This window comes from uncultured Halomonas sp. (assembly GCF_947501415.1).
In the GTDB taxonomy this organism is placed as follows: Bacteria; Pseudomonadota; Gammaproteobacteria; order Pseudomonadales; family Halomonadaceae; genus Halomonas.
This window is the reverse complement of sequence record NZ_CANMVL010000001.1, coordinates 153,222-171,492: the sequence shown is the minus strand read 5'-3', so window position 1 is coordinate 171,492 and position 18,271 is coordinate 153,222. Positions and strand designations below refer to the sequence as shown.

Genomic DNA, 18,271 nt, shown 5'->3' with positions numbered 1-18,271 from the left:
AGCTGGAAGCTGGAAGCTGGAAGCTGGAAGCTGGAAGCTGGAAGCTGGAAGCTGGAAGCTGGAAGCTGGAAGCTGGATAGCAGCCTAATGTGAATCGCCCCCATGGCAAGGCCGTGGGGGCGATTTTTCTTCCAGCTTCAGGCTTCCAGGCGCGAAGCGCCGCTCTTCAGGCTCCTGGCCCGGCGAAGCCGGATCAGGTACGCGGCAGGGTCACACCCCGCTGGCCCATATATTTTCCGCCACGATCCTTGTAGGAGGTCGCACACACCTCGTCGGACTCCAGGAACAGCATCTGGGCCACGCCCTCGTTGGCGTAGATCTTGGCCGGCAGGTTGGTGGTGTTGGAAAACTCCAGGGTGACATGCCCCTCCCACTCGGGCTCCAGCGGGGTCACGTTGACGATGATGCCACAACGGGCATAGGTGGACTTGCCCAGGCAGATGGTCAGCACACTGCGCGGGATGCGGAAGTACTCCACGGTGCGCGCCAGGGCAAAGGAGTTCGGCGGGATCACGCAGACGTCTCCCTTCACATCGACGAAACTCTTGTCGTCGAAGGCCTTGGGATCCACGACCGCCGAATGAATATTGGTGAACACCTTGAACTCGTCGGCACAACGCACATCGTACCCGTAGCTGGACGTTCCGTAGGAGATCACCCGACGCTCGTTCACATAGCGAACCTGATCGGCCTCGAAGGGTTCAATCATCCCCTCCTGCTCGGCCATGCGGCGAATCCAGTTGTCGGACTTGATACTCATCGAAACCTATCCTGCGGCTGTGAAAGTCGGGGGCAGACAGTGCCCGAGGCCGCCATGATAACGGCCCTGGGCACGGGCGTCACGCCGTCCCGCTAGTTCAAGGCTCAGTCGCTGAACGAGATGCTCGGTCCGTCGCTGGTCTTCCCCTGCAGCTGTGCAACTACCTGGCGTGCCATGTCCCGGAAGGTACCGGTCACCTCGCCCTCCGGCTCGGCCACCACCGTGGGCCGGCCACCATCGACCTGCTCGCGGATGGAGAGCGCGAGTGGCAGACGCCCGAGCACACGGGTTTCGTACTCATGGGCGATACGCTCGCCGCCCCCCTCGCCGAAGATCGGCTCCGCATGACCGCAGTTCGAGCAGGTATGCAGCGACATGTTCTCCACCACACCGAGCACCGGCACATTGACCTTGCGGAACATCTCGATGCCCTTGCGAGCGTCCAGCAGCGCGATATCCTGGGGGGTGGTGACGATCACGGCTCCATCCACCGGCACCTTCTGGGCCAGGGTCAACTGAATGTCGCCGGTACCCGGCGGCATGTCGATGAACAGGTAGTCCAGGTCGTCCCAGACGGTCTGATTCATGAGCTGCTGGAAGGCACCCGCCACCATCGGCCCGCGCCACACCATGGGCTCACGGATATCAACCATGAAGGCCATGGACATGGCCTGGATGCCATGGGCCTGGAGCGGGTGCATGGCATTCTCGCCGGCGCCCTGAGGCCGCACGCCTTCGCCCACGCCAAGCATCTGGGCCTGGCTGGGGCCGTGGATATCGGCATCCAGAATGCCCACGCGATAGCCTTCCGCGGCCATGGCCAGGGCCAGGTTCACGGTGACGGTGGACTTGCCCACGCCGCCCTTGCCGGATGCTACGGCGACAATATGCTTGACCCCTTCGATCACGTCCTGCTCCTTCTCTCTTGGATTCATCGCGTCGGCTCGCGGCCGACACGCTGCGTACCATTATACGCCCTGGGGCAAGGCGACCGAACTCGCCATAAACGAACGGCGGGCCTTGCTGGCCCGCCGCCGTTCTCGCGACGCGATATCGCCCTGTCTTACTCCTGCCGGGTAGAGGCCTCGGAGTCCGACTCGGCGCTCGCCGCCGCATCGGTGGATTCACCCTCGCTGCCCTGGCTCGGGGTGTCGCCATCGCCCTGTGGCGCACTACCGGCCTCGGCATCGAGGCCGAGATCGGTCTCGGTGGGGGACGATGCCTCCTCGCCATCCCGGTTCGGGGCGTTACCATCGCCCTGCTGCGCACTTGCGGCTTCGGTGTCCTTGCCGTTTTCACTCTGGTTGGCCGAAGACGATGCCGTCTCGCCGCTCGCGGCGGTTGACGCCTCGCTACTCATCTCCAGCGACTCGAGCTTGCGGCGCCAGGAGGCCAGCTGGGACTCCAGCTCCTGAAGCTGCGTCTCTCGGCTCTCGACCTTGCTCTCCACGTCGGCAAGCTCATCACGTCCGGTGTCGATGGCTAGCTTGGTCTCCTCTAGCTGATGTTGGGCATCCTTGACCGCCTGCTCGGCCGCATCACGCTCCTTGCCCAGAGAATCAAGCTCCTGTGTCAGGGCATCTCGCTCTTCACCAAGCTCCGTCAACCGAGTCTGCAGCTTATCGAGCTCGGCCTTGCTGGACTCGACCTGCTCCTTGAGCGTCGTCTTGTTCTCCTCCAGAGAAGCGATCTCTTCCTTCAGGCCATCCAGGCTGGACTCCGCCTGCTGACGTGCCTCCTCGGCCGCCTGACGCTCCTCCACCGCGGCCTGGCGCGCCTGTTCGGCATCCTGACGCTGGGCCTCGGCCTCCTGGCGGGCACTCTCGGCGGATTCACGTGCCTCTTCGGCGTCACGCCGCGCCTGCTCCACGGTATCGCGCTCCTGCTTCAGCTCCTTCAGGGCCTGCTCAAGCGTCGCCTGTTCCTCTTCGAGGGTCGCGATACGGGTCTCCAGAGCCTGCTGGGACTCCTGCAACTCCTCGAGCCGGCTCTCGGCGCTGGTGATCTCGGCCTGAACGGCTTCCAGGCGCTCCTGCGCCTCGGCCTCACGCGCCTGGACATCGTCCTGAAGGGTCTGACGACGCTGCTCGAGTTCGGCGATCTCGGCCTCAAGCGCCTCGACCTCCTTGCCGGCCTGCCTGTGCTCTTCCAGCTGAGTGCTCAATGCCTGGTTGCGCGACTCAAGCACCGCCATTTCGGCCTCCAGCGTCTCCCGAGCCTCCTTGTGGCTGCCGGCACTGGACTGGGCGATGATCGCCCAGACGATGCCGACGGCTGCCACCCCGGCGAGGCCACGCACGCGATTGTCCTTGAACGGTGATGTCTGATTGATTTCCGACATGGATGCATCCTTTTCGTTATTGATTCAGCCTGGGGGTCGACACCCGCTCGGCACTCGATGGCCGAAGCCAAGCTGTGACCGGTTCTCAAAATTAGCATACAGAGCGGCACCGACCGGGGAAAGGACCTCCGTGTGCCGTCGCCGGGTCTTAGAAGCGCTCGTCGCGACGCAGGTAACGCCATCGCCCAGCAGGCACCGCACCCAATGACACGCCACCAATGCGCAGGCGCCGGCTAGCCACCACGCCCAGGCCCACGGCCCGGCACATCGACTCGAACTGACCCGGGCTCGCCCCCTTGGCGGCGAAGCGTAACCGATTCTCGCTTTGCCAGCTGACCTTGCACGCTGTCAGGCGCTGACCGGGTAGCGTCGAGCCCTCCCTCAATGCCGCCATCCCATGCTCGTCCAGGCTGCCGGTCACATCCACCAGCCACTCCTCCTCCAGCCGCGAGCGCTTCTCCTCGAGGCGTCGGACAACACCACGATCCTGGGTGAACACCAGCAAGCCCGCTTCCTCGGGCCCCAGCAGAAGGCAGGTGACCAGGCCACGAAAGTGCGCCTTCAACACCCCCTTTCCGGCAGGGTCGTCCGACCAGTGGGTGGCCTTGCGAATCACGCGTCTAGCCAGATCCTCTCCCTCGCTGGCGTCCATATCGGCAGGACAGTGGTAGAGCAGCGTCGCCGGCGGAATCTCCCGGGGGGTGGCTCCCGGCAGCAGCGTGATCGCCTGGTCGACGACCTTGAACTGGGGCTCCTCAACGACCCGGCCATCGACGCTCACCCAGCCTCCGGCAATATAGAGCTCGGCCTCGCGGCGTGAGCAGGGCAGCTCACGAGCCAGCCGCTTGGAGAGTCGCTCCCCGCCAACCGTTTCATTCATCGTGGGGCTCTCCCTGGGAATAAGATTCTGTTCGCAAGCTGCCGGGTCAGGCAAGGAAGCGTCACTGCGACTCGCCTGGCCGGCATTTCAGTAAGCCAGCCAGATGCAGTGCCTGGCCCCCTTGCCCGGGCGCTGGGCACGCACCGTGACCGTCTCGACCAGCAGCCCGACCCGCCGCAGGCGCTCGGTGAAGGCCGGATCCTCGCCCGCCGACCACACCGCCAGCACCCCGTCGGGACGCAGCGCCCGCTGGGCGGCGGCCAGCCCCTTCGGCGAGTAGAGCCAGTCATTCTCGCGGCGTGTGAGTCCCTCGGGGCCGTTGTCGACATCAAGCAGGATGGCATCGAAGCCGCCGGGTTCGTCCCGCAGCAGCTCTCCGACATCTCCCACCACGACCCGCGTTCTCGCATCGTTCAGCGGGTGGCCGGCGGCAGCACCCAGCGGCCCCCGGTTCCACTCCACCACGCCGGGCACCAGCTCGGCCACCACGACCTCGGCATCCTCGCCCAGGGCGGCGAGTGCCGCCGCCAGGGTAAAGCCCATTCCTAGCCCACCTACCAGTACCCGGGCGCCGGGACGCTCGGCAACTCGCTCGCAGGCCAGCTCAGCCAGGGCGTCCTCGGAGCCGTGCAGACGGGTGTTCATCAGCTCACCGGGAGAGCCTGCGATGCGAATGGAGAACTCATCGTTACGCTTTAGCAGGCGCAGCCTGGTGCCCTGACCGGGAATGGAAGCGGTGCCGATCTCTTCGAATTTTGCCATGGAGTCTCAGTGTCGATAGAAGGTGGGTGACAGAGTATCAGGGGGAGTCACCGGTAACGGTTCCACCGCATTATGCGGGCTCCGGTAACACCCCGCCATGCGCATTCTCCGCATGGGATGCAGGATCGACACCGAAGTGTCGCGTTGACGACAGATGGCAGAGCGGGCGTATGATGAGGTAATTGCCGCGGATCGCCATGCCGATGACACCCTCCTCTCCTGCACACTCCCCTGCCCTCACTCTGCTTCCGCGGGTCACACGTTTCCTGTGGCGGGTACTCTGCGCCTTCCTGCGCAACCGCGGCGTGCTGCTCGCCGGCGGGGTGGGCTATAACATCCTGCTCTCCATCGTGCCGCTGTTTGCCCTGCTGGTGGTGCTGCTGGCCGAGGTGGTCGACAGGGCGCACCTGCTGGAGGTGCTCTCGATCCAGGCCCGCCACCTGGCACCGGCCCACGCCGAGGTACTGCTGGAAGCGGTACGCGCCCTGCTCGAGTCGCGCGAGGTAATCGGCCTGCTGGGCTTTCCTGTCCTGCTTCTGTTCAGCTCCTTCGCCTTCCGCATGCTCGAGGATGCCCTGGCGATCATCTTCCACGCCCCGGACTCCCAGCACCAGGGGAGGAGCGTCTGGGTCTCGGTACTGCTCCCTTACGCCTTTATGGTGGTACTGGGGGCGGGCCTGCTGGCACTCACCCTGGTGGTCAGCCTGGTCAGCGGCCTCAACACCCTGACACTGGCATTGACGGGACACGGTCTGCCCCTGGCCGGGCTCTCCGAGCCGTTACTCAACCTGACCAGCTTCGTCGGGGTATTCCTGCTGTTCAGCGCCATCTACAAGGTGCTCCCGGTCGTCAGGATCGCCCTGCGTCGTGCCCTGATAGGGGGCTTCGTGGCCGCCCTGCTATGGGAGGGGGTTCGCCTGTTGCTGGTCTACTACTTCGCTAACCTCTCGTTCGTCAACGCCGTCTACGGCTCCCTGGCCACCCTGATCGTGGTGCTGCTGAGCCTGGAGGTCGGCGCGATCATCCTGCTGCTGGGTGCCCAGGTGATCGCCGAGCTGGAGCGCAATGCCCGTCTCGGCCTGCCCTGGCACCTGGATGCTCGTCGCCAGGCCGTCACCCATGTGGATTAATGACCAGCGAGGCGATGCCTGCCGCCGGTGCTAGAAGGTGGATAGCCCCGTCGCCTCCATGACACGGTAGCGCAGACGCTGCCAGAGCGACGCCTTCTCGAAGGCGTCAAACGGCTCGCTGGTGGTACGCTCGGGCGAACTGTTCCAGCGCTCATCGAAGAAGGCCCCGGCATCCTGGAGAGCCGACGTATCGGCCGGCCCCACCAGGCGCACACTGGTCTCGAGGTTGAGATTATCCAGGTTGCGTCGAGTGAAGTTTGCCGAGCCCAGAATCAGCTCGCCCTGACCGCCGCCGGCCGGACGACGCAGCAGTAACTTGGTGTGACACTGCTCGCCATGCGTCACGCACCAGCGCACCTCCACACCCTGCCGATGAAGCTCGAGGGCCACCGGCCGATTGGGAATCCCCCCCTTCTCGATGCCGAAGGCGTCGCGATTGGGATCGAGCAGCACCCTCACCCGCACGCCACGGCTTTTCGCCTGCACCAGTGCCTCAATCACCCCGCGGTGGGCCAGATAGAACACCGCCACATCGAGGCGGTCATCGGGGTCACTGGCCGAAATGGCGGCCAGCAGGGCATCGCGAATCGCGCCCTCGGTCAGCAGCTGCACTTTAGCCCCCGCCGACGGCGGCGGGGATGCCGGGCCGGGTCCGGGGTCGGGCAGGGTGATACCCGACCAGGACGCCACGCTCCGCTCACTGGCCAGCAGGTCCAGCGCTGCTGCCCCCTGGAAGGCCAGCGCCACATTGCCGTGCAGGCTGCTGGCATCATGGGGGTTGGCCGAGGTCACCAGCCCCGCCCACTCTTCACCGCGATCCACCACCAGCGTCTTGCGGTGATTGGCATTGAAGTTGAGCAGGGCCAGATAGCTGCGCAGGGTGACGCGCCCCGGCCCCAGCACATTGGGCAGCCAGCCGCCATCGGCACGATTGCCGAGCCAACGCGGCCCCAGGTGCCATAGCCCGGACCAGAACGGATTGGAAGCACGCAATCGGGCCAGATCGGTCTCGACCACCCGCACCCCTGCCTGACGCAGGCGCTCGAAGTGATCGAGCACGAGGCCGCCGTAGAGGGTGTTGAGCGGGTCGGTGATCACCACGGCATCGAGCTCTGGGTAGTCACGCTTCTGCTCGATCAGCGCCTGGGTCAATTGCGCCGAGAGGGGGCGGAACGCCTCGCCGGCGGCACTCCCGGCAAAGTCGTTGAACAGGAACATGTCTGCCACCACCAGCCGACGTGCCTGCCCGATCAACGCCAGCGCCTCATCGAAGATGGCCTGGTCGAGATGGCGCCTGCCTTGGGCGTCATACCAGGTGCGATCGGCCAGAAAGCGCACCTGTTCGGCGGGCCGCTCGGGATGGGTCACACCCAGCCCGTCGGGGAGTGGCTTGGCGCGCTGCCAGATCCCCATGCCGCCCCACGCCAGCACCAGCACCGCCAGAATCCACAGTCCCATGCGTCGCGTCCTCGTCCTGACCATCTGCCGCCCCCACCGATGATTCACTCTCTGCTGATACTCGGACCAGCATACCCGGGCAGAAGGAAAAGCGCAGTGCGCGAGCCATGGCCCGCTAAAGACAGAGCGGGGCGCCGACCGAGTCGACGCCCCGCTTCGCCACCCCCGGGAAGGCTCAGTCCCCTTCGGGGTTGCCGGACGATGCCGACGCGACCTTCATGCGTCGACGCAGCAGAGGGCCAACGACATAGGGCAGAATCAGCCCCAGACCGGCGAACACCCACAGCCCGATGGCCAGGCCACTATCCCAAAGCACGGTCCAGTCACCATCGGAGATATCCATGGCGTGACGCAGGTTCTTCTCCATCTCGGGGCCCAGCAGCAGGCCGAGGATGATCGGCACCAGCGGAATCTCCAGCTTGCGGAAGAGATAGCCCGCCACGCCGAAGGCCACCATGAAGTAGAGATCGAAGGTGGTGTTGCTGATCGAGTAGATGCCCACGAAGGCGACCATGGTCACGATCGGCAGCAGGAACATCGGCGGCACCGAGAGCAGCTTCACGAAGATCCCCACCAACGGAATGTTCAACAGCAGCAGCAGGAAATTGCCGATCAGCAGTGCCGCGATCACCCCCCAGACGATGTCGGCATTCTGGGTGAACATCAAGGGCCCGGGGGTGATGTTCAGCGAGATCAGCAGTGCCAGCAGTACCGCCGTGGTACCGCTTCCCGGCACCCCCAGCGTCAGCATGGGCACCAGCGCACCGCTGGAGGCCCCGTTGTTGCCGGCTTCGGGGCCGGCCACGCCACGCGGGTCACCCTGGCCGAAATAGCCCTTCTTGCCGACCACCTTCTTCTCCAGGGTATAGCCGATAAAGCTGCCCAGCGACGCCCCAGCCCCCGGGAGCACCCCCGCGATAAACCCCAGCACACCCCCCCTGAGGCTCGACGGAAGGATATTGCGGATATCGGCCCACTTCAGCGACAGCTTGTTGACGACCATCTTTTCCTTGCCGCCGCCGGCCTTCTCCTCGATGAAGAACAGCAACTCGGAGATGGCAAACAGGCCGACGATGGCGATGATGAAGTCCACCCCTTCGTAAAGTTCCAGCACACCGAAGGTATAGCGCTGCACGCCGGTGTTATCGATCCCCACTGTCGCGATCATCAGGCCGATACAGGCCGCCACCACTGTCTTCATGGGGTTCTTGCCGGTGATCCCCCCCAGGGTGGCAAACGCCAGCAGAAACAGCGCGAAATACTCCGCGGGGCCGAAGGTCAAGGCAAACCGCGCCAGCAGCGGCGCCAGCAGGATCAAGCCGATGGTCGCGATCAGGCTACCGATGAACGACGCCACCGCAGAGATCGCCAGCGCCTCGGCGGCTTTGCCCTGGCGGGCCATGGGGTAGCCATCCAGGCAGGTCATCATCGCCGGTTCGTCGCCGGGGATATTGAGCAGGATCGAGGAGATCCGTCCACCATACATGGCCCCGGCGTAGACCGCGGTCAGCATGATCAGTGCCGTTTCGGGCGCCAGCCCCAGGCTGAAGGCCAGCGGGATCAGAATCGCGACCCCGTTGGCCGGCCCCAGGCCCGGCAGGGCACCGATCAGCGTCCCCAGGAAGGCGCCGAGCAGTGCGAACATCAGATTATGCGGCGCCAGGGCTACCCCGAAGCCGTCGATCAGATAGCCGAGGGTCTCCATCAACTCACCTCCAGGAAAGAGAGCAGCCCCAACGGCAAGGCCAGATCGAGGGCAAAGTTGAACAGCAGAAACACGCCCACCCCGGAGGCCGCCCCGGTGATGAAGGCGCGCAGCGGGGCGCTACCCATCCGCCAGCACAGGGTACCCACCGCCAGGGTCGTACTGATGATAAAGCCCAGTGGCTGCAACAGCGCCGCATAAAGCACCAGCACCACCACCGCTATCACCAGCTCCAGGCCGGTGCGACTCCAGGGCCAGGCGTTGTCGGGATCGGGGCGCACGACGAGATAGAGGCTTGCGAGGACCAGCACCACGGAGAGCAGCAGCGGGAAGGTCTCGGGCCCCACCGCCTCGCTGCCACCGAAGGGCGCAGGAAGCTGCGTGGCACCCCAGCCGTACGCGACGGCCAGGGTGATCAGCAGAATGCCGAAGATGCGATCGTTCATGGTACTCACTGGATCAGCCCGATGTCCTTGGAGAGCTGCTCGATATCGGCGATCTGCTCCTTGACGAAGGTCTCGAACTCCTCGGACGTCATATGGAACGGCATCAGGCCATTGCTGACCATCAGCTCCTTCCACTGATCGCTCTCATAGATGGTATCCATGGCCTCGAGCCAGTACTCACGGGACGCGTCGGAGATATCGGCGGGCATATAGAAGCCACGCCAGTTGGGACCCACGGCCTCGATACCCTGCTCGATGGCGGTCGGAATCTGATCGAACTCTCCTGGCAGCCTCTCCTCGGAAAGCACCGCGAGAACCCTGAGATCCCCCGACTCCATGAACCCCTGGGCCTCGGAGATATCGCCGGTAAAGGCATCCACGTGGCCGCCGACCACCTGGGTCATCGCCTCTCCCCCATTGTTGTAGGAGAGGTAGGGAATTCGTGGAAGCTCATCGACACCGGCGGCATCGGCGGCGATCAGTACCTTCAGATGGTCCCAGCCGCCCTTGGCGCTGCCCCCGGCGAACTTGACGCTGCGGGGATCCTCGTCGATCGCCTCCATCAGGGCCGGCAGATCCTGGTACTCGGAGTCCGCGGCGACCGCGATCACGCCGTAGTCGGCGCCAAGTGCCCCGATCCAGTTGACCATGTCGGCGTCCATGCCCGGAAACTGGCCCTGGGCCAGGCGGGTCGTGGTGGCGGTCGAGGCCGCAACCAGCAGCTGCTCGTCACCGGCACGCTTGCTCACCACATGGGCATAGGCCACACCACCGCCGGCCCCCGCCATGTTCAGGGTCTGAACGTTACCGGGCACCAGGTCCAGGTCCTGCAGGACATTGCCAACGCTTCGGCAGGTGAAGTCCCAGCCGCCACCGGGATCCGCGGGCGCGATGCACTCCACCTTGCCCTCGGGTTCGAACGCCATGGCACTTCCGGCGCCGACTGTCAGTGCGGCGACGGCGGCGAGGCTGAGCGACGTCTTGATCAACATGAAGGTGTCCCCTTTATTGTGTCGGGTGAAAGCAAGAGCAGGCGTCTTGCCGGGTACTGTCATCTGGCTTACAATTCTGTAAGGCAGAACCTCATTCTTCAGAGTAGAAACCTAGTGGGCACCACCCGAGGCGTCAACACCGCCCGGGTGGATTGCGACCAAAGTACGACGCCGCCGGGTGCCACCCCGCAACCCCGCTTGGCGGTGTCGTCCCCAAGGAGATTTCGAGTATGGCGCAGGATCGCGTGGAAGCCGTCGAGCGCGCCTTGACGGTACTGGAGGCCTTCGACGGAGAGCGCACCACCATGAGCCTCGCCGAACTGGCCCAGGCCACCGGCTTCTACAAGAGCACCCTGCTGCGGCTACTCGGCTCGCTGGCCCGCTTCGACTACGTGCGCCGCGGTAGCGATGGCCTCTGGCAACTGGGCGACAGCCCCGGGCGGCTGGCACGCCGACAGGCGCCCGCCCAACGACTCGCCGCCCGGGTCCAGCCACTCCTCGATGAGATGGCCAGGGAGCTCGGCGAGACGGCCTCACTGCTGGAGCAGGTCGGAGAGACGGTCGAGTGCCGCCTCGCCTCCCTGCCCGCCACTCCGCTGCGTCATGACCTGCATCCGGGCATGGGGTGGCCCCTGGACCCCAGCATGCCGCCCTGCCTCGCCTTCGCCGGCGGTGTCATGGTCACCCAACCACTGCCCGAACTACCGGGCGTACCCCGGCGCTGGCTGGCCCTCTCGGGGCCGACGGGGCGCCTGAACAGCAACCAGGCCTCCCAGGCCCTGGCCCGGGCCACCGCCAGCCTGGAGTGTCGCCCGGGAGGGGCCGACGCCGAGGAGGTGTCATGAAGCTGCTGCTGGTGGAGGACGATGCCCTGCTGGCCGACTCCCTGCTGGAGCTGTTGCGTGGCGAGGGCCACCGGGTCGATCACCTGAACGACGGCGATACGGCACTGGCGCGCCTGGCGACCGTCGGCCACGGCGTCGACCTGGTGCTGCTCGACCTCAATCTGCCCGGCGCAGGAGGCCTCGAGGTGCTCGAGGCACTGCGCCGCCATGACCGGGAGACACCGGTGCTGATATTGACCGCTCGCGGCGCCGTGGCCGATCGTGTCCGAGGCCTCGATCTGGGCGCCGATGACTATCTGGGAAAACCCTTTGCCCTGGATGAGCTGGAGGCTCGAGTACGGGCCCTGCTGCGTCGCCATGCCCGCACCACTCGCCTGACGCTGGGGCCGCTCGAGCTCGACGCCACCACCCTCGGCTTCACCCTCAGCGGCGAGCCCTTTCCGCTCCCGCCCAGGGAACAGCGGCTGCTGGCCTGCCTGCTTCGCCATGCCGGTGAACCGGTGGAGAAGTCCCGACTCGCCGAGGAGGCCTTCGGCGGTGAACCGATGGGTGACAACGCCATCGAGGTCTATGTGCACCGCCTGCGCAAGCGTCTCCCCACCGAGCAGCTCTCCCTCAGAACGGTACGCGGCCTGGGCTACCTTCTGGAAGCCGAGTCGTGACGCTCACCCACAGCCTGTATGGACGCCTGCTCGCCTGGCTGGCCCTGCCGCTGCTGACACTGGGCGCCCTGCTGCTGCTGCAGGCCTGGCTGGAGGCCAGGGCCACCGCCGACCGTGCCTATGACCGTCTGCTCGACGCCTCCAGCCTGGCCATCGCCGAGCAGGTACAGTGGCAGGATGGGCGGCTCTGGCTCGACCTGCCCCCCGCGGCCCTGGAGATGCTCGCGGGTGATGCCCAGGAGCGTGTCTTCTACAGCCTGGTCGACCAGCAGGGCCGGCACATCACCGGCAATGCCCTGCTGCCTGCCATCGCCGACACCCACGACACCGATGACGCCCTCCTGTTCTATCGTGATATCACCTGGCAGGAGCTGCGCCTGCGCCTGGGGATTCGCCGATCGCACCTCGAGGGCTGGCGCAGCAAGGAGCGGTTCGAGGTCAGGGTTGCCCACACCCGCGAAGGACGTGACGCCCTGCGCCTCGAGCTGCTGCGCGGCAACCTGGCGGGCATCCTGGGCATGGGGGCGCTGGCGATAGCGACCCTGCTGATGGCCGTGCGCGGAGCGCTGAAGCCGCTGACGCGCCTGCGCCAGGCGATCCGTACTCGAGACCCCCGCACGCTGGCCCCACTGGAGCTGGAGCTGCCCCGGGAGCTCGCCGAGCTGCGCGAGGCACTCAATGACCTGCTGGCGCGGATGCGGCGGGTGCGTGCCAACCAGGAGCGTTTCATCGGTGATGCGTCACACCAGTTGCGCACCCCCCTGGCCGGCATCTCGGCGCGTGCGGAGCTGGCCCTGCGCCAGACGCAACCCGAGCAGTGGCACACCGCCCTGACCGCCATTCACGCCGCCGGCGAACGGAGCGCACGGCTCGCCATGCAACTCCTGTCGCTGACCCGTCTCGACAACCCCGAACAGCGCCCCGAGCTCACTCCCCTGGACCTCAACGACTGCGTACGCCAGGCGGTGCGCGCGCACTGGGTGACCTGCCACCAGGCGGGTGTCGACCTCGGTGCCGACTGCCCCGCGTCACCGGTCTTGGTCGCGGCGAGCGACTGGCAGCTCCAGGAAGCCCTGACCAATCTTATCGACAACTCCCGCCGCTATGGCGCTCGCCGCATCACCCTCGGCGTACTGAGCCACCCTCCCCGGCTCTTCATCGAGGATGACGGCCCGGGCATTTCGGCCGAGCAGCGACTGCCGGTATTGCGCCCCTTCTATCGTGGCCGCGACGACGGTGAGGGCTCGGGGCTGGGACTCGCCATCGTCGACGGCATTGCCCGCAAGCATGGCGCGAGACTCTCGCTAAGCGAGGGTGAAGCGGACCGCGGTCTGCGGGTGGAGCTGATATTTCCGGAGACAGCATCGTGAACCGTCATTTACTCGTCCGAGGCTTGTTCCTTGCTCTGATCTACCTGCTGCCATTTCATGCTCACGCCGCCCAGACCCTGCACCTGACCGCAAGGGACGACGCCATACCGCACCCGCCGCTGGTGATTCACGCCGCCCTCGACCTGCCCCAGGCGCGACCGCTGCTGGACGCCTTCCAGCGACGCCACCCAGGGGTCGATATCACCTACCGAAACCTGACGACCCTGGCGCTGAATGAGCGCTTCCTTTTACATCCCGGTGAGGCCGACGTGATGATCTCCTCGGCCATGCCCTGGCAGTTCGCGCTGGCCAACGCCGGCCATGCCCGCCCTCTACGCGCCCATATTCCCGACGACTGGCCGACGTGGGCACACTGGCGTCGCGAGCTGGTCGCCTTCACCTTCGAGCCCATCGTCATGGTCGTGCACCGTGAACTGGCGCAGATCGGTGCCACGCCGCGCAATCATGCCGACCTGCTGGAGCTGCTGGCCACACATCCAGAGGAACTGGCGGGCCGGGTGGCCACCTATGATCCGGCAAGCAGCGGCGCAGGCTATGCCTACGCCATGGAAGAGTCGCGACTCTCGCCGCGCTACTGGGACCTGGTGGCTGCCCTGGGCAACGTCGACGCCCAGCTGGTCGAGACCACCTCGCAGATGCTCGATGGTCTCCAGGATGGCCGCTTACTGATCGGCTATAACCTCCTGGGCAGCTACGCCACTCCCGTCGTCGAGGATGACCCTGACCTCACGCTGATCATCCCCGATGACTACGCCCTGGTGACCCAGCGCCTGGCCTTTGTTCCACGCCAGGCCCCGAATCTGGCCAGCGCCAGCCTGTTCATGGACTTTCTGCTCAGCCCGGAGGGGCAGCGCACCCTGGCAGACGCCACCACCTTGGGCGCCCTCCACCCCGCCATGAGCGGCCCGGGAACCGCCACCCAGTTGCGCGAGCGTTTCGGTGATGCCCTGCGCCCTCCCGATCTGGGGCCCGGCCTGCTCGCCGGCCTCGACAGGCTCAAGCGCCAGGCCCTGCTGGCTCGCTGGCAACGCGAATTTCGGCGAACCCTCGGCAATGCCGAAGAACCCAAAAAAGACGAATAGGCCAAGGAGCGCACGATTTTCGATCAGGGACGCCGCCGAGCGGTCTCCCATCCGGCGGTAACGGCCAGCGAGGGCTCAAACCAGTCAAGGCGATCATGCAGCGCCACCACGCCGCCGACGATGATCAGGGTTGGTGGCTGCAGGCCACCAGCGGCAAGGACTTCCGGCAGCCCCGCAAGATTTCCCCGGTGCACGCGCTGGCGGGCGGTGGAGCCCTGTTCGATCAAGGCCACCGGCGTCTCCTCGGGCAGGCCATGGACGACCAGTTGATGACAGATCTCGGGCAGGCTATGCAGCCCCATATAGAACACCAGGGTCTGCCCGGGACTCGCCAGTGCCGGCCAGTCCAGCTCGGCACTGCCGTTCTTCAGATGACCGGTGATGAAACGTACCGACTGGGCGTGGTCGCGGTGGGTCAGCGGAATACCCGCATAGGCTGCACATCCCGAGGCAGCGGTGATGCCGGGTATCACCTCGAAGTCGATGCCGGCCGCCGCCAGACTCTCGAGCTCCTCGCCGCCACGCCCGAAGATGAAAGGGTCACCGCCCTTGAGTCGCACCACTCGCTTGCCCTGGCGCGCCCACTCCACCAGAGCATGGTTGATCCCGGACTGGGGAAGACTATGATCGGAGCGTGCCTTGCCCACATACAGCCGCCGTGCCAAGGGGTTGGCCATGGCCAGCACTTCGGCGCTCACCAGGCGGTCATGGAGGATCACCTCGGCCGCCTCGAGGTGCCGAAGCGCCTTGATCGTCAACAGCTCCGGGTCGCCGGGTCCGGCACCCACCAGGCTGACATGGCCGGCGGGCCGGGGAGCCCGGTCGGAGGTTAGCGGCGACTCTTGCTTCATATTCCTCAACACTCATAAATTACCCGAACTATATTCCACAAAGTAATTTATGAGGCAGGCATTTTCTACTTATCGTTCGACACAAGCATATAACCGCTAGGAGAAGAGTCCGCCCCCGGAGCCGAGGGCGAACGGCCAGGCAACCGGGAGCCCTGTATCAGTTGTTCAGTTGTTAAGCGAGCGCCTGAGCCGAGGGCTGACCAGCTCACCGACCAGGGCGAGCACCAGCAGCATAGCCAGCAGCCAGGGCCAATGAACCGCGAATTCCACGCTGACGATGCCCAGGGCATCGACGAAGATCAACAGGATGCCAAGCGGGCTGACGTAGCGCACCATGAACAGCCACAGGGCATACCCGGGCGACGCCAGCCCCAGCTCGTCCCGCATGGGCGCGGCACGCAGAACGAAACCCGCCAGCAGTGCCGTGCCCAGGCCGCCCAGCGGCATCAGCCAGCGCGATGTCAGGTAGTCGAGCCAGTCGAATAGGTGGCGGCCCGCCAGCGTCCAGTCCGCTCCAACATTGAAGGACAACATCGCCAGCGTGCTGATGACCCAGAGCACGAGGCCCGCCCCCCAGGCCGCGGCTCGGCGCGAAAGCCCATGACGGTCGCAGAGCCAGGAAACGGTGGCCTCCACCATGGAGATCGACGAGGTCAAGGCCGCCATGGAGAGCATAACGAAGAACAGCACCCCGAACAGGGTGCCCAACGGCATGGACTGAAAGGCCAGGGGCAGGCTCATGAAGATCAGTCCAGGACCCTCGCCGGGATCCATGCCATTGGCGAAGATCGCCGGGAAGATCGCGAGCCCCGCCATCAGCGCCACCAGGGTGTCGGCCACCGCCACCGTCAGCGTGGTACGTGCAATGGAAGCCCCTGCCGGCAGGTAGCTGCCGTAGGTAAGAATGGCACCGGAGGCCAGTGACAGGGTAAAGAAGGCATGGCCCAGCGCCGCCAGCAATCCTTCACTCGAGAGCGAACCGGCGTCGAAGACAAACAGGAAGCGCAGGGCGTCGGTAAAGCCGCCGGAGAAGACGCCGTAGACGATCAGCACCAGCAGCATCACCACCATGCCGGGCATCATCCAGCCAACGCTCCTCTCGATGCCACCCTGGACCCCCTTGCCAACGATGACCGTGGTGATCACCGTCACCAGGGTGCTCCACAGGCCGAGACTCCAGGGACTGGCATTGTTGGCCGCGAAGATGGCCACCATATCGTCGACGCTGCCGGCGGCCAAGCCACCGCTGAGCATCTTCCAGAGATAGGCGAATGACCAGCCGGCCACGACCACATAGAAGCAGAGGATCAGGAAGCCGCAGAGCATCGCCATCCAGCCCAGCAGCGACCAGCTGCTCGACCGCCCCGATTCGGCGGCCGTCCGGCGTATCGCATCGATCGGGCTGCCTCGTCCCCGGCGACCCAGCGCAATCTCGGCCATCATCACGGGCACTCCGACCGCCAGAATGCAGGCCAGGTAGACCAGCACGAAGGCACCGCCACCATACTCGCCGGTCATGTAGGGGAATTTCCAGATATTGCCCAGGCCCACCGCGGAACCGGTTGCCGCCAGCACGAAGCCCCAGCGGCCCAGCCACTGAATCCGGGGTTGCGTCGTCGTCATATCATGCCCATCGCTTGAGGTGTCGCCGCCACGCCGCAAGGCTGTGGCAAAGCCGTGTATTGTGCCGGATTTTTCCCTCGCTGACAGGCTCGACTATGCTCTATACGCGAGACCATGGGATGCGGAGCCAGCCATGACCAGTGACCCTCGAATCAGACCCACCGCCCTCCCCGATACCCGTGCCCGCCGAGTCATCGAACAGCTACTCGACGGCTCGGGCGTCACCCTCAACGGTGACGCGCCTCAAGATCTGCGGATCTATCACCCGGACTTCTTCTCCCGGGTACTGCACCAGGGCACCCTGGGTCTCGGTGAGGCCTATATGGATGGGTGGTGGGAGTGCGAGCGCATCGACGAGATGGCCTATCGACTGCTTCGCCACGGCCTCGGCGATCGTGCCCACACCCCGTCGGAGCGCCTCATGTATCGTCTCCAGTCGGGATTCTTCAATCTGCAGAGCAAGGCTCGCGCCTATATCGTCGGCGAGGCCCACTACGATCTCGGCAACGACCTGTTCGAACGCATGCTCGACCCCACCATGTGCTACTCCTGTGGCTACTGGAAGACGGCAGACTCACTGTACGAGGCGCAGCGCGCCAAGCTCGAGCTTGCCTGCCGCAAGCTCGAACTGGCTCCCGGCATGCGGGTGCTCGATATCGGCTGTGGATGGGGAAGCTTCGCCGAGCATGCCGCACGCCACCACAGCGTCGAGGTCACCGGCATCACCATCTCCCGGGAACAGGCGAGACTGGCCGAGGAGCGCTGCTCCGGGCTGCCGGTGAGCATCGAACTGATGGACTATCGCGACCTGACGGGTCGTTTCGATCGCATCGTCTCCATCGGCATGTTCGAGCATGTAGGCCATCGCAACTACCCCACCTACTTCGCCACCGTGGAACGGCTGCTGGCGGCGGAGGGTCTCTTCCTGCTGCACACCATCGGCTCCAATCACTCCGAGATCAGTGCCGACCCCTGGGTCAACAGGTATATCTTTCCCAATGGCGTGCTGCCCTCGGCGATGCACATCGCCAGTGCCAGCGAACCGCACCTGCTGATGGAGGACTGGCAGAACTTCGGCCCCGACTACGACCGCACCCTGATGGCGTGGCTGGCCAATGTCGACGACCACTGGCACGAAATTGCCGACCGCTACAACGAGCGTACCCGACGGATGTTCCGCTACTACCTCGCGGTGTGCGCCGGCGCCTTCCGGGCACGCCACCTGCAGCTCTGGCAGGTCGCCTTCTCCCGGGACCGCATGGCACGCTATGACGCCCCGAGGTGATTCACCAGCCTTGCCAGGCGTGTCTCCTAGTTCCTCCCTACCATCGGATTCCTGAGAA

At 65.4% G+C, this 18,271-nt stretch carries 17 protein-coding genes; 6 read left to right on the top strand and 11 right to left on the bottom strand.

The features are described 5' to 3' along the window. Positions 1-193 precede the first annotated feature (193 nt). The 5 genes from dcd to Q0894_RS00750 all read right to left on the bottom strand — a co-directional run bounded on the left by dcd (position 194) and on the right by Q0894_RS00750 (position 4,743). Positions 194-760 carry a dCTP deaminase gene (gene dcd / locus Q0894_RS00770; protein WP_132042428.1) on the bottom strand — a complete coding sequence of 189 codons (567 nt, stop codon included), beginning with the start codon at positions 758-760 and terminating at the stop codon, positions 194-196. Between the two features lie 104 nt (positions 761-864). Beyond that, positions 865-1,695, bottom strand: coding sequence for an iron-sulfur cluster carrier protein ApbC (gene apbC, locus Q0894_RS00765; RefSeq protein WP_299230601.1), 831 nt, complete (start codon positions 1,693-1,695; stop codon positions 865-867). Positions 1,696-1,823: 128 nt separating this feature from the next. Then, positions 1,824-3,101 carry a hypothetical protein gene (locus tag Q0894_RS00760; RefSeq protein ID WP_299230599.1) on the bottom strand — a complete coding sequence of 426 codons (1,278 nt, stop codon included), beginning with the start codon at positions 3,099-3,101 and terminating at the stop codon, positions 1,824-1,826. 148 nt (positions 3,102-3,249) lie between these two features. Beyond that, positions 3,250-3,981, bottom strand: a complete 732-nt coding sequence (locus Q0894_RS00755) for an RNA pseudouridine synthase (protein ID WP_299230597.1) — start codon at positions 3,979-3,981, stop codon at positions 3,250-3,252. Between the two features lie 87 nt (positions 3,982-4,068). Next, positions 4,069-4,743: a hypothetical protein gene (locus tag Q0894_RS00750; RefSeq protein ID WP_299230595.1), complete on the bottom strand. Its 675-nt coding sequence runs from the start codon at positions 4,741-4,743 to the stop codon at positions 4,069-4,071. 203 nt (positions 4,744-4,946) lie between these two features. Here Q0894_RS00750 and Q0894_RS00745 point away from each other — a divergent pair, with 203 nt between their 5' ends. Then, a complete protein-coding gene (locus Q0894_RS00745; protein WP_132042420.1) occupies positions 4,947-5,873 on the top strand; it encodes a YihY/virulence factor BrkB family protein in 927 nt (308 codons plus the stop codon). A 30-nt stretch (positions 5,874-5,903) separates the two neighbouring features. Here the strand turns inward: Q0894_RS00745 and Q0894_RS00740 are convergent, their stop codons facing one another. The 4 genes from Q0894_RS00740 to Q0894_RS00725 all read right to left on the bottom strand — a co-directional run bounded on the left by Q0894_RS00740 (position 5,904) and on the right by Q0894_RS00725 (position 10,474). Then, on the bottom strand, positions 5,904-7,331 hold the full coding sequence (locus tag Q0894_RS00740) for a phospholipase D family protein (RefSeq protein ID WP_299230592.1): 1,428 nt from the start codon (positions 7,329-7,331) through the stop codon (positions 5,904-5,906). Between the two features lie 175 nt (positions 7,332-7,506). Continuing rightward, on the bottom strand, positions 7,507-9,036 hold the full coding sequence (locus Q0894_RS00735) for a tripartite tricarboxylate transporter permease (protein ID WP_299230590.1): 1,530 nt from the start codon (positions 9,034-9,036) through the stop codon (positions 7,507-7,509). Next, entirely contained in the window at positions 9,036-9,482 is a 447-nt protein-coding gene (locus tag Q0894_RS00730) for a tripartite tricarboxylate transporter TctB family protein (protein ID WP_299230589.1), read from the bottom strand. Before Q0894_RS00730 ends, Q0894_RS00735 begins: the two co-directional genes overlap by 1 nt. Before the next feature lie 5 nt (positions 9,483-9,487). After that, complete coding sequence (locus Q0894_RS00725) at positions 9,488-10,474, bottom strand: tripartite tricarboxylate transporter substrate-binding protein (protein ID WP_299230587.1); 987 nt, start codon at positions 10,472-10,474, stop codon at positions 9,488-9,490. 230 nt (positions 10,475-10,704) lie between these two features. Between Q0894_RS00725 and Q0894_RS00720 the strand changes: the two genes are divergently transcribed. Genes Q0894_RS00720 through Q0894_RS00705 form a run of 4 tightly spaced genes read left to right on the top strand, consistent with a single transcriptional unit; the run spans position 10,705 to position 14,454 of the window. Then, entirely contained in the window at positions 10,705-11,319 is a 615-nt protein-coding gene (locus Q0894_RS00720; protein WP_299230585.1) for a helix-turn-helix domain-containing protein, read from the top strand. Next, complete coding sequence (locus Q0894_RS00715; protein WP_299230583.1) at positions 11,316-11,981, top strand: response regulator transcription factor; 666 nt, start codon at positions 11,316-11,318, stop codon at positions 11,979-11,981. The genes Q0894_RS00720 and Q0894_RS00715 overlap by 4 nt, the downstream gene beginning before the upstream one ends. Next, entirely contained in the window at positions 11,978-13,351 is a 1,374-nt protein-coding gene (locus Q0894_RS00710; protein WP_299230581.1) for a sensor histidine kinase, read from the top strand. Before Q0894_RS00715 ends, Q0894_RS00710 begins: the two co-directional genes overlap by 4 nt. Continuing rightward, the gene (locus tag Q0894_RS00705) at positions 13,348-14,454 is read left to right on the top strand and encodes an ABC transporter substrate-binding protein (RefSeq protein ID WP_299230580.1); all 1,107 of its coding nucleotides are present in this window, start codon (positions 13,348-13,350) and stop codon (positions 14,452-14,454) included. The genes Q0894_RS00710 and Q0894_RS00705 overlap by 4 nt, the downstream gene beginning before the upstream one ends. Positions 14,455-14,477: 23 nt before the next feature. Here the strand turns inward: Q0894_RS00705 and cobA are convergent, their stop codons facing one another. Continuing rightward, on the bottom strand, positions 14,478-15,305 hold the full coding sequence (gene cobA, locus Q0894_RS00700; protein ID WP_299230579.1) for a uroporphyrinogen-III C-methyltransferase: 828 nt from the start codon (positions 15,303-15,305) through the stop codon (positions 14,478-14,480). A 165-nt stretch (positions 15,306-15,470) separates the two neighbouring features. Further along, positions 15,471-16,928 (bottom strand): sodium-dependent transporter, encoded by a 1,458-nt coding sequence (locus tag Q0894_RS00695; protein ID WP_299230577.1) that lies wholly within the window; start codon positions 16,926-16,928, stop codon positions 15,471-15,473. A gap of 133 nt (positions 16,929-17,061) precedes the next feature. Between Q0894_RS00695 and cfa the strand changes: the two genes are divergently transcribed. After that, entirely contained in the window at positions 17,062-18,213 is a 1,152-nt protein-coding gene (gene cfa, locus Q0894_RS00690; RefSeq protein WP_299230575.1) for a cyclopropane fatty acyl phospholipid synthase, read from the top strand. The last annotated feature ends 58 nt before the right edge of the window (positions 18,214-18,271 follow it).